Annotated in this window: 11 protein-coding genes; 3 read left to right on the plus strand and 8 right to left on the minus strand. The window is 64.3% G+C overall.

Annotation, left to right across the window (positions count from 1 at the left end; genetic code table 11):
• Positions 1-71: 71 nt before the first annotated feature.
• A complete protein-coding gene (locus I6F35_RS26045; RefSeq protein WP_225120518.1) occupies positions 72-1,739 on the minus strand; it encodes an autotransporter outer membrane beta-barrel domain-containing protein in 1,668 nt (555 codons plus the stop codon).
• Between the two features lie 339 nt (positions 1,740-2,078).
• Entirely contained in the window at positions 2,079-2,993 is a 915-nt protein-coding gene (gene ltnD, locus I6F35_RS26050) for an L-threonate dehydrogenase (protein ID WP_225120519.1), read from the minus strand.
• Between the two features lie 98 nt (positions 2,994-3,091).
• On the opposite strand from ltnD, the gene I6F35_RS26055 reads away from it, so the two are divergent.
• The gene (locus I6F35_RS26055; RefSeq protein ID WP_225120576.1) at positions 3,092-3,766 is read left to right on the plus strand and encodes an aldolase; all 675 of its coding nucleotides are present in this window, start codon (positions 3,092-3,094) and stop codon (positions 3,764-3,766) included.
• Positions 3,767-3,883: 117 nt separating this feature from the next.
• Here the strand turns inward: I6F35_RS26055 and I6F35_RS26060 are convergent, their stop codons facing one another.
• From I6F35_RS26060 to I6F35_RS26085, 6 genes are all read right to left on the minus strand, one after another.
• Complete coding sequence (locus I6F35_RS26060; RefSeq protein WP_225120520.1) at positions 3,884-4,588, minus strand: ABC transporter ATP-binding protein; 705 nt, start codon at positions 4,586-4,588, stop codon at positions 3,884-3,886.
• A complete protein-coding gene (locus tag I6F35_RS26065) occupies positions 4,572-5,303 on the minus strand; it encodes an ABC transporter ATP-binding protein (RefSeq protein WP_225120521.1) in 732 nt (243 codons plus the stop codon). The genes I6F35_RS26060 and I6F35_RS26065 overlap by 17 nt, the downstream gene beginning before the upstream one ends.
• Entirely contained in the window at positions 5,300-6,292 is a 993-nt protein-coding gene (locus I6F35_RS26070; protein ID WP_225120522.1) for a branched-chain amino acid ABC transporter permease, read from the minus strand. Before I6F35_RS26070 ends, I6F35_RS26065 begins: the two co-directional genes overlap by 4 nt.
• The gene (locus I6F35_RS26075) at positions 6,292-7,170 is read right to left on the minus strand and encodes a branched-chain amino acid ABC transporter permease (protein ID WP_225120523.1); all 879 of its coding nucleotides are present in this window, start codon (positions 7,168-7,170) and stop codon (positions 6,292-6,294) included. Before I6F35_RS26075 ends, I6F35_RS26070 begins: the two co-directional genes overlap by 1 nt.
• Positions 7,171-7,342: 172 nt before the next feature.
• On the minus strand, positions 7,343-8,587 hold the full coding sequence (locus I6F35_RS26080) for an ABC transporter substrate-binding protein (RefSeq protein ID WP_225120524.1): 1,245 nt from the start codon (positions 8,585-8,587) through the stop codon (positions 7,343-7,345).
• Positions 8,588-8,687: 100 nt separating this feature from the next.
• Positions 8,688-9,506 (minus strand): putative hydro-lyase, encoded by an 819-nt coding sequence (locus I6F35_RS26085; RefSeq protein WP_225120525.1) that lies wholly within the window; start codon positions 9,504-9,506, stop codon positions 8,688-8,690.
• Positions 9,507-9,623: 117 nt separating this feature from the next.
• Here I6F35_RS26085 and I6F35_RS26090 point away from each other — a divergent pair, with 117 nt between their 5' ends.
• Both I6F35_RS26090 and I6F35_RS26095 read left to right on the plus strand, forming a co-directional pair.
• The gene (locus I6F35_RS26090) at positions 9,624-10,541 is read left to right on the plus strand and encodes a LysR family transcriptional regulator (RefSeq protein ID WP_225120526.1); all 918 of its coding nucleotides are present in this window, start codon (positions 9,624-9,626) and stop codon (positions 10,539-10,541) included.
• A 120-nt stretch (positions 10,542-10,661) separates the two neighbouring features.
• Positions 10,662-11,912, plus strand: coding sequence for a Zn-dependent hydrolase (locus tag I6F35_RS26095; protein WP_225120527.1), 1,251 nt, complete (start codon positions 10,662-10,664; stop codon positions 11,910-11,912).
• Positions 11,913-11,941 lie beyond the last annotated feature (29 nt).

Raw genomic sequence — 11,941 nt, forward strand, 5'->3', positions numbered from 1 at the left:
TTCCGCGCTTTGATGTCCGGACCGGGCCCATCCAGCATCGTGTGCGGGATGGGCGTTTGCTCGGCCTGGGATCACCACTGATAGCGCAGCGTTCCCGTTCCCCCATAGGTCTGCGTGCTCGACGCGAATTCGCCGTCGAACTTCAACCCGAATGACAGGCCGTTGGCGAATTTGAGATCAGCGCCTGCGGACACCAGTCCGGTGTCCGGCGCCGTCGCCGCACCGTTGACCGTGAAGCCCGAGGTCGGGAACGATTGAAACACCGCATTGACCGCAGCACCGCTGACCCAGTCATGGGCCCAGGCCGCCCGGCCGCGCAGCACCAGCGTGCGGTCTCCTTCGAGTACAAAGGCACGGTCGATCCAGCTTCCGAGTTCGGTGCGGGTGTCGACCGCATCGCTCGCACCATAGCTGAGTGCGAAGTCTCTGATTCCGGTGGATGATGTTTCGCTGTAGGACGGCAAATGGAACGCCTGAACCTGAACCGCGGCATAGGGCGTAATGCCGGCCGCCGGCGTGTCGAAGCGGTAGCCGCCTTCGACCCGGCCGCCATAATTCACCGCATCGAAGCTGGCGCCGAGCCTGGCAAAGCCGCCAACATCGATGTTGCGTTCGGTCGACATCGAATGCAGTGCGACCGCGAGCGAACCCGAAAGATAGGCCGCGCCGAACTTCGTCGATCCGTAGACGCCGGCCTGGAAGGCATCGCTGCGGCCGCCGCCGAGATTGTCCGCCAGTCCCCACGACGTGGTGGCTCCTGCCAGCGCAAAACCGACGATCGTGGACGGGGCGACGCGATAGTCGAAGCCGGTCGCAACGCCGGCGGTGCGCACCGAGGTGTCGTGGCTGCCGACATCGATATTGCCGCCGGCCCGGCTTTGGCCACCGAACGCCGAACCCCAGACATTCCACCGCGAAACCGGCGCAGCAGGCGGAGGCGCCTTGGTGAAGGCCGCATAGGCTTGCGCGATGGCCGGTGACAATTCGCTGCGCTCGGGCGCGAAACCAAGCGCGGCGGCGCCGAAGGCAGTGCCCCGGCTGACCACGAAGGGGTCGACCATCATGCTGAGAAACGGATTCAAGGTCTGCATGGCGGCCTGGCGCGCGCCTGTCGCGTTCTCCCCCGATAGCTGGGTCAGCGAATTGGTGATCTGGTCCGCCCCCATCGATCCCAGGGCCGACAATCCGGCATTGGTCGTGCCCGCCGCCGTCGCCGCGTCGAGTGCGCTTGCGACCGAGCGCTGGTTGGCATTGGTCGCGAATGGCGACACCTGGGTATTGCCAAGCACGGCGCCGCTGAGATCGACCGTGTAGGACAGGATAACGGAGTCAATCGGCTGCCACTCCGCCGTCGGCGTCGCGATCGGAATATAGGTGAAGGTGTAGGTGCCGGCGCGCAGGCCAGTGAAAGACGCCCCCTGCCAGGTGGCCACCGTGCCCGCGTAGGTGCCGACCAGTGTTGTGCCATCGGAATAGAAGTTGGTGGTTCCATCGATCAAGCCACCCGGCTTGGTCGTCGTCAGGAGCGTAAAGGCCACGGTCGCGGCATAGCTGCCGCCAACCAGTTGCAGCGAACCTTCGGTGAAGGGCACGGCAGCGTGATAGGTACCGTACCAGAATGTGACCGCCCCTGGGCCACTGTTCTCAAAGCCGATCGAGACCGTGTGTGCTTGCACCGCTTCGACCTGCCAAGCCAAAAATGCGCTCGCGGAAAGAACGGCAAATGCGCCGTTCCGCATACTTCTCTTATCCATAATGCCCCCACGCGCGCCTGCAATGTTCTTTCAAACGTTTCTCATCGAAATCATGCCGCGCGCGAAACAGACTTCAACTGCGTGGGGGCACCAAGCAATCCGAATCAATTCCCCTCGCAGAAGCAACATGGCCGCAATTATGGCGCTGCGATCAACTCGTATAATTGCGGGAGAGAAAAGTTTGCGCAGCTTCCACAGCCACGCCAATGGAGAAAGGTACGAATTTCCGGACAACTGTATTGGCGTACGGGCAAAGCCGCCCCCGCCACGAGTATCCGATATTGACGAGAAGCCGGCGCGCTTGCCGACCTGAGCGGGCTGGGTCTACTTCGGCTCGCCCGGCAGGGCCGTGCCCGTGACGCGGGCGTACATCCGCGCCACCGAGGCATCATCGTCGCGGCCCATGCCGGCGGCGGCCGTCATCAGGAACATCTGCAGCGCCGCGGCCGAGACCGGCACCGGGAATTTCGCTGATCGAGCCATGTCCTGGATGATGCCGAGATCCTTGACGAAAATCTCCACCGCGCTGCGCGGCGTGTAGTCGCCGTCGAGCACATGCGGCATCCGATTCTCGAACATCCAGGAATTGCCGGCGGAGGCCGTGATCACCTCATAGACCTTGCGGATGTCGAGGCCCTGTTTGGCCGCGAACGCGATCGCCTCCGAGGCGGCGGCAATATGCACGCCGGCGAGAAGCTGGTTGATCATCTTGAACGCAGCGCCCTGCCCGGCCGCATCGCCGAGTTCGTAGAGCTTGGCGGCCATCGCATCGAGCGCGGGACGGGCTTTCGCGAATGCCGCCGCGCTGCCGGAAGCGAGGATGGTGAGTTCGCCTTGCGCGGCGCGCTGGGCGCCGCCGGAAATCGGGGCGTCGAGATAATGCCGTCCGGTCGCTTCGAGCTGCTTTGCCAACCGCCGCGCCACGTCGGGGTCCATGGTCGCGGAGGAGATGAACACAGCCTCCTTCGGCAGCGTCTCAGCCACGCCATTTTCGCCGAACAGGATGGTTTCGGTCTGGGCCGCATTGACGACGACGCTGACCACAATGTCGGCGCCCTCGGCGGCCTCTTTCGGCGTCCTGGCGCCCTTGCCGCCGCCCTGGACGAACCGCGCGACGCTGTCGGCTGCGACATCGCAGCCTGTCACCTCGAAACCCGCGCGCAACAGGGAAGTTGCCATGCCAAATCCCATCGAGCCGAGCCCGATTACGGCGACGCGCGGTTTGGTCTGTCCTGGCATGCGGCGATCCCTCATGTTCTTCTTGGTGTCGCCCTGCCTATCACGGCTTGGCCGCCGTGCCAAAGCGTGAGACAAGGCGGGAAACGGGTATGGCTGCCATGAGCGAAACAAAGCTGCGTGAGGACATCTGCCGCTTCGGCCGCTCGCTGTTCGAACGCGGGCTGACGCCGGGCTCGTCAGGCAATATCAGCGTGAGGCTGGACGATGGCGGCTGGCTGGTGACGCCGACCAATGCCTCGCTCGGTTTCCTTGATCCTGCCAGGATGTCGCGGCTCGATGCCGATGGACGGCTGGTCTCGGGCGATGCGCCGACCAAGGAAGTGCCACTGCATACGGCGCTCTACCAGACCCGCGGCGCGGCGCGCGCCGTGGTGCATCTGCATTCGACCCATTCGGTGGCACTCTCGATGCTGCCCGAGATCGACCCGCGCGCCGCGCTGCCGCCGATGACGGCCTATTATGTGATGAAATGCGGCCAGACCGCGCTGGTGCCCTATTATCGTCCGGGCGATCCGGCGGTGGCCGACGCGATCAAGGGATTGGCGGGCAGATATTCGTCCTTGCTGCTCGCCAACCACGGCCCGGTGGTGTCGGGCGATACGCTCGAAGCCGCGGTGTTCGCGACGGAGGAGCTGGAAGAGACCGCAAGACTCTATCTGCTGCTGCGCGGGCTGAACCCGCGCTATCTCTCGCCGCAGCAGGTGGCGGACTTGACGAAGGTGTTCGGGCTGACGCTGCCGGAGCATTCGCCGCACAAACCGACCTCATCCTGAGGAGCGGCGTCTTCGCCGCGTCTCGAAGGATGGCCGCGAGTGCTGTGGCCCATCCTTCGAGACGCCGCTTCGCGGCTCCTCAGGATGAGGTCGTCGTTGGTGGAGATATCGCAGAGATCACAGTCCCAGATACGCCTTGCGAACGTCGGGGTTGGACTGGATCTCGGCGGCCGGTCCCTGCATCAGCACGCGGCCGGTCTGCAGGATGTAGGCGCGGTCGGCGATCTCGAGGCATTCGGCCATGCGCTGCTCGACGATCAGCACGGTCATGCCGGCGTCGCGGATGCGCTTGACCGCCTGGAAGATCTCGTCGACCAGCTTGGGCATGATGCCCTGCGACGGCTCGTCGAGCATCAACAGCCGCGGCCTCGTCATCAGCGCGCGGCCGATCGCGAGCATCTGCTGCTCGCCGCCGGACAGCGTCTCGGCGCGCTGCTCCAGCCGCTCCGAGAGCCGCGGAAACAATTTGAACACGAGGTCCAGCGGCTCGTCGCGATTGGCCTCGCTGCGATAGAGATAGCTGCCGAGGCGGAGATTGTCGCGCACCGACAGGCGCGGAAACAGCCGACGGTTTTCCGGCACATAGGCGATGCCGCCGGCGGTGATGACGTGCTGCGGCTTGCCGTCGATCCGCGCGCCGTCGAAGGTGACGGTGCCGGAGCGCGGGCGCTCGGCGCCGGCGATGGATTTCAGAAGCGTCGACTTGCCGGCCCCGTTGGCGCCGGCGACGCAGACGATCTCGCCCTTGGCGACTTCTATGCTCACGGCGGAGATCGCGACCAGCCCCTGATAGGCGGTGGTGACTTCATGCACCGACAGCATGACGATCCCCAAGATAGGCGGTGATGACCTTCGGATCGCGGACGACCTCGGACGGCTTGCCCTCGACCAGCACCTTGCCGAGGTCGAGCACGATGGCTCGGTCGACCAGCGGCATCACGATCTCCATGACATGCTCGACCATCAGCACCGTGACGCCGGTGGCGCGCACCTTGCGCACCAGTTCGACGCCGGTCTGCGCCTCGATCGGCGTCAGCCCGGTGAGCACCTCGTCGAGCAGCAGCAATTTTGGCTCGGTCGCGAGCGCGCGGGCCACCTCGAGCCGGCGCTTCTCGGACGGAATGAGATCGCTCGCCAATACGTCGGCGCGCGCGGCGAGCCCGCAGAAGTCCAGCACTTCATAGGCCTTGCGGCGGGCCACGCGCATCACCGTGTTGCGGATCAGCGCGCCGACGATGACGTTGTCGATCACCGTCATGGTCTCGAAACTTTTCACGACCTGGAAGGTGCGGCCGATGCCGCGCTGGCAGCGTTCCGCTGCCGGCAGTCGCGTGACGTCCTCGCCATCGAACCAGATCGAGCCTTGGGTCGGCGGCAGCACGCCGGCAATCAGGTTGAACAGGGTCGACTTGCCGGCGCCGTTCGGGCCGATCAGCCCGACGATCTCGCCGCGACCGACCGAGATCGAGACGTCGCTGTTGGCGACGAGGCCGCCGAACCGCTGCCAGACGCCGCGGGTTTCCAGGAGCGCCGTCATCGCACGGCCGCCTTGCGCCAAAGGAACTTGGGCCGTGCGAACAGGCTCACCAATCCCCGCGGCAGCGCCAGCGAGATCAGCACGATCAACGTGCCGTAGACGATCAGGTCGACGCCGCGTCCCGAACCGCCGATGAAGGATCGCGTCAGTTCGGTCAGCGGGATCAGGATCACGGCGCCAAGCACCGGTCCCCACAGCGTACCGATGCCGCCGAGCACCGCGGGCAGCGCCATCAGCAGCGAGAATTGGAAGCCCATCACGCTTTCAGGATCGATGTAGGACACGAACTGCGCGTAGAAGCTGCCGCCGACGGCGACCAGGAACGCCGACACCGCAGCCGCTCCCATCTTGGAATTGAACACGACGACGCCGAGGCTTTCGGCGGCGTCCGGATTGTCCTTCACCGCGCGCCACCAATAGCCCCATTTGGAATCCTCCAGCCACCAGGTGACGAACCAGGCGACGCAGGCGAGCGCCAACGCGAAATAGAAGTAGGGCAGCTTGCTGCGCGTGAACTGGAATTTCAGCCAGCTATCGCCGCGTACGGGGATATCGATGCCGAGGGCGGCGCCCGCCCATTCCCAATTCTGGATCAGCAGCAGCCCGATCTCGGCGATGACGATGGTGGCGATGACGAAGTAGTGCCCGCGCAGACGGAAGCAGGGATAGCCGAGCGCCATCGCGATCAGCGCCGAGAGCACGCCGCCCGCGAGCATGCCAAACCACGGCAGCACGCCGAACTTGGTGAACAGGATCGCCGTCGTATAGGCGCCGAGCCCGAAATAAAGCGCGTGGCCGAGCGAGATCTGCCCGCAATAGCCGGACAGGATGTTCCAGCTCTGCGACAGCGCCGCATACATCAGCGTCAGCACCATGACGTTCTGGACGTAGACGTCCTTCACGAACAGCGGCACCAGCGCGGCGATCGCCGCAAGGCAAAAAGCGATGATGAGCTCGCGGCGGCGCCGCCTGGCGAAATCCTTGTCCATCACATCGACCCGAACAAGCCGCGGGGGCGAACGAAGACGACGAGCAGATAAACCGCGTAGATGCCGACCGACTTCAGCGACGGCGGCAGGATCAGCGCAGTGGTCGCCTCGACCAGGCCGACGATGATGCCGCCGGCGAAGGCGCCGAACACGCTGCCGAAGCCGCCGAGCGCCACGGTGACATAGGCGATCAGCGCGAAGGAGGCGCCGACGTCAGGATAGACATAGAAGAAGATCGCCATGATCGCGCCGGCGAGGCCAACCAGCGCCGCGCCGAGTCCCCAGCCGAGCGCGAACACCCGGTTCTTGTCGATGCCGACCAGCGCCACGGCGCCGGCATCCTCGCGCGTTGCTTCCAGCGCGCGGCCGAAATCGGTGCGGTGGATGAAGAAATAGAGCCCTGCAAAGGCCGCGATCGACACCAGCGCGCCGACGAGCTGCGGCTCCGGCAGATAGATGCCGCCAATCGAGATGGTTTTGCCGCCCAGCCAGGAATTGGTGACGCTGCGATAGTCCGGCGTGAAGAAGAACTGCGCCAGTCCGCGCATCACGATCGCAAGGCCGAAGGTCGAGAAGATCTGCACCATGCCGGCATTGGCCTTGGCACGCACGGCAAAGCGCACGATCAATAAGTAAACTATCGCCCCGAACACGAACAGCGCCGCAGCCACCAGCGGCGCCGATAGTAGCGGGTCGATCGCGAAGAACGCGAACAGGAAAAATGTCGCGTACATCGCGATCATCAGGAACTCGCCATGGGCGAAGTTCACGACGTCCATCAGGCCGAAGATCAGCGCCAGCCCGACGGCGATCAGCCCGTAGAGCAGCCCCATCAGGAGGCCACTCGCCAGGCTCTGGATAATGGTCTCGGCCGTCACCGCCGTTGCTCCGCACCAGCGCCGCCATTCGTCATTGCGAGGAGCGAAGCGACGAAGCAATCCACTGTTCGATCTCGTGGCGGCATGGATTGCTTCGCTTCGCTTGCAATGACGGAGTGCGCAGTTATCATCGATTCAAGGCTCACGACGGTTGGTCCCCTGCCCGCGCCGCTCACTTCATCGGCCAGACGGCTTCGGCGACCGCCGCCTGTGGCGGGAAGATCGTGACGAACTTGCCGCCGATATATTGCAGCAGCACCGGATCGGCGTCGTTGTTCTGGCCCATATCGTCGAACTTCACGCGCTTCCAGGGCATGATGGTCGTCTCGCCCGGCATGTCGGTCGCGACCAGCGCCTCGCGGATCTTCTCGCCATCCGTGGACTTGGCGCGGTTGATGGCATCGGCCATCACGATCAGGCCCATGAACTGGCGCGACGAATAGTCGTTGAAATCCTTGCCCGACCTTTCCTTGAACATCGCGTTGATCTTGCCGACCATCGGCCGCTTGGCGGCGAGATCGAGCGAGAAGCTGCCGCGCGAGATCACGCCTTCCAGCTTGTCGCCGACCGCATCATACAGCGCCTTTTCCGAGAAGCCGGCGTCCTGCGCCACGATCGCATTCGGCTTGTAGCCGAGCTCGGCCATGGTCTTCACCAACAGGATGCCGTCGGTGGTGTAGCTCGAGGGCATCAGGACGTCGGCATTGGCCGCCTTGAGCTGCTGCACTTCGGCCGAGAGCGACGGCGAGTTGGCGCGATACTTGATGTCAGCGGCAATCTTGTAGCCGCGCTCGCCCGCGAGCTTGGCCTGCGCGTTGCCGGAATCGGTGCCGAAGATCGTATCCTCGTGGAACAGCGACAGGGTGTCGATCTTGGTGCCCTTCTTCTTCATCGTATCGAAGAAGTCGAACATAGCGGTCGAGAACATCTCGTCATGGGGTGCCGCGCGGAAATAGAATTTCAGGCCGCGGCGATGCAGGCTCGGCGAGGAATTGTCGGCCGAGATGAAGGGGATCTGGTAGCGCTCGCAGATCTGGCTGACGGTGACGGCAACCGCGCTCTGGTAGGTGCCGACGATGGCGCAGACCTTATCCTGCGTGATCAGGCGCTCGGCTTCGGCGCGGCCCTTCTGCGGATCGGCCTGGTGATCGGCGAAGACGAGACGGACCTTGGCGCCGCCGAGGCCGGACAGGCCCTCGCCCTTGGCGAGCGGCAATTCGAAATCATAGTTCTTGTTGATGATGTCGGCTGCGGTCTCGAATGCCTTTTGCGCGTCGACGCCGATCTGGGCGCTGGCGCCCGACAGCGGATAGATCACGCCGATCACCACTTCACTGGTTTGTGCCCGCGACGCGATCGGGGCGAGCGCGGCGGCAGCGGTGGCTCCAAGCAGCACATTACGGCGAGTGATCGTCATTTGCGGAAATTCCCCTATTGAAGCGAAGCTCTCGAATGAAACGGATGACGCTTGCGGTAAAGCCTCAAGAAACGGCAGACGCTGCCCTTTCGAGCATGATCTAGAGCACCGCCAATTGTTTGTTCCTGAGATCTGTGATCAACATCAGTCCCGGCGCATGCGTGATTGCGAATGGCAGCTTAGCATTCGCGATCACCGCCTGCGGGGTGACACCGCATGCCCAGAATAACGGGATCTCGTCGGCTGCGACCGGGACCGGATCGCCATAGTCGGGCTTGGCGATGTCGTTGATGCCGATCAGGTGCGGATGGCCGAGATGCACCGGCGCGCCGTGCACGGAAGGAAAACGCGAGGTGACCTGCACCGCGCGGATCGCATCCGCCGGCTTGAACGGACGCATCGACACCACCATCGGCCCCGCGAACGGGCCCGACGGGCTGCAGGCGATAGTGGTGCGGTACATCGGCACCCGCACGTTGCGCTCGATGTGGCGGATCGGCAGGCCCTCGTCCATCAGCGCTTCTTCGAACGAGAACGAGCAGCCGAGCACAAAGGCGACGAGATCATCGCGCCAGTGCTGCATGATGTCGGTCGGCTCCTCCACCACCTCGCCGTCGCGCCAGACGCGATAGCGCGGCACGTCGGTGCGGATGTCGAGGTCGAGACCGAGCGCGGGGATGCGAGGGTCGCCGACATCTGACATGCCGATGATCGGGCACGGCTTCGGATTGAGCTGGCAGAAGCGGTGGAAGGCGGCGGCGAGCTTTTCCGGCAGGATGGCGAGGTTGCCCTGGACGAAGCCGTTCGCGACCCCGGCGGTGCTCGAAGCCATCCCGTTGCGACAGGCCAGCCGCGCCTTTTGGCTCGGAAGCATGGCGTTGCCATCACTGGTTTGCTGCACTGCCGCTAAAACAGTCATTTGATCGGCCTGCCTAATATCTCGACAAGCGCAGCCAACACCAAGCGTGATATAAAGTCTAATCTTCCTTTCTAATCGAATTCGATAAGTCTCATTTATCGGATGGGAAAGCTTCCAATGCTCGATTTCAGGTCGCTCGAAACGTTCCTCTGGGTGGTCAAGCTCGGAAGCTTTCGCGGGGCGGCGCAGCGGCTGAACACGACCCAGCCGGCGATCTCCCAACGCATCGCCCAGCTCGAACGCGAATTGGGCGTCAAGCTGCTCAATCGCGATCATCGGGTGGCTTCGCCGACTCCGAGCGGCCGGCAGATGATGGTCTATGCGGAGAAGCTGATCGGACTGCGCTCGGAAATGATGGCCGAGATCGGCGATCGCACCGCGATGCGCGGCGTGCTGCGGCTCGGCGTCGCCGAGACCATCGTGCACACCTGGCTGACGCGCCTCGTCAAGAGCGTCAACGAGGTCTACCCGAACCTGTCGCTGGAAATCGAGGTCGATATCACGCCGAATTTGAGCGCGCGGCTGCTCGCGCAGGAGATCGAGCTGGCCTTCGTGGTGGGGCCGCTGTCGGCGTCGGGCGTGCAGAGCCGCGTGCTCTGCGACTATCCGATCGGATTTCTGGCGAGCCCGGCGCTTGGTCTCGGCAATGGCCCGGTGACGCGGCATGAGCTTGCGCGCTTTCCGATGATCACCTTTCCGCGCAAGACCCAGCCCTATGAGGCCGTCCGCGCCGTGTTCGACCGGCCGGATCTGCCGCCGATCCGGCTGCACGCCAGCGCATCGCTCGCAACCGTCATCCACATGGCGATCGAAGGGCTCGGCATCGCCGTGATCCCTTCCGCCATCGTCGAGAATGAACTGTCCGATGGACGGCTCCAACTGCTCGACACTGATGTGAAGCTGGCGCCGCTGACCTTCAGCGCAAGCTGGCTCACCTCGCCCGACATCGCCGCAGTCGAGCGCGTCGCCGACCTCGCGCATCAGATCGCGCAACAGGACCTGTCGGTTGACGAGCCACCGCAGGCGCGTCATTGAACGAATGCTGGACAACTCCTCGTCATTCCGGGGCGATGCGTTAGCATCGAACCCGGAATCTCGAGATTCCGGGTTCGCCCTTCGGGCGCCCCGGAATGACCGCCAAAAGGTAATAGACGCATGAGCCGAGCCGCATCCAACCTGCAGATCGATTCCGCCCGCCTCTGGGGCACGATTCACGAAACCGCGAAATTCGGCGCGACGCCGAAAGGCGGCGTGCGGCGGCTGACCTTGAGCGCTGAGGACAAGCAGGTCCGCGACTGGTTCCGCAAGGCGTGCGAAGACGCAGGGCTGGAGGTGCATGTCGACGCGCTCGGCTCGATGTTCGGGCTGCGCAAGGGCCGCGACATGTCGAAGCCGCCGATCGGGCTTGGCTCGCATCTCGACACCCAGCCGGCCGGTGGCAAATATGATGGCGTGCTTGGCACGCTCGCCGCGCTCGAAGTCGTGCGTACGCTCAACGATGCCGGCATCGAGACCGAGACGCCGATCTGCATCTGCAACTGGACCAACGAGGAGGGCTCGCGCTTCGCGCCGGCGATGATGGCCTCCGCCGCCTATGTCGGCGATTTCACCACCGACGACATCCTGTCGCGCAGGGATGCCGAGGGCGTCACGGTTGGCGAGGCGCTCGACAGCATCGGCTATCGCGGCGCGACGCGGGTCGGTACGCAAAAATTCTCCGGCTTCGTCGAGCTGCATATCGAACAGGGCCCGATCCTGGAAGCCGAGAACAAGACCATCGGCGTGGTCGATTCCGGCCAGGGCGTCTTGTGGTACGACGGCAGGATCACGGGCTTCGAAAGCCATGCCGGCTCGACGCCGATGCCGCTGCGGCGCGACGCGCTGGCGACCTTGTCGGAGATCGTGCTGGCGATGGAGAGCATCGCCAGAAAACACGGTCCGAACGCGGTCGGCACCATCGGCGAGGCCGTGATCGCAAAGCCCTCGCGCAACGTCATTCCCGGCGAGATCGCCTTCACCGTCGATTGCCGCAGCGCCGATGGCGCCATCATGGACGCGCTGGACAAGGATCTCCGCGCCGCGATTGCCGAGATCGCCGCCCGCCGCAAAGTCGAAGTCACGCTCGACCTGGTCTGGCGCAAGCCGCCGACGCATTTCGATCCGAAGCTGGTCGACGCCGTCGAGAACGCCGCCAAGCAGCTCGGCTATTCGCACCGGCGCATCACCTCGGGCGCCGGCCACGACGCCTGCAACCTCAATACCGTGATGCCGGCGGCAATGGTGTTCGTGCCCTGCAAGGACGGCATCAGTCACAACGAGCTCGAGGACGCCACCCAAACCGATTGCGCCGCCGGCGCCAACGTGCTGATGCATACTGTGCTGGCGCTCGCCGGCGTCGCATCCTGATCCGGTCCACCAAGCAAGATGGAGATGTG

The sequence above is a fragment of the Bradyrhizobium sp. BRP22 genome, assembly GCF_020194175.1.
Taxonomy (GTDB): Bacteria; Pseudomonadota; Alphaproteobacteria; order Rhizobiales; family Xanthobacteraceae; genus Bradyrhizobium.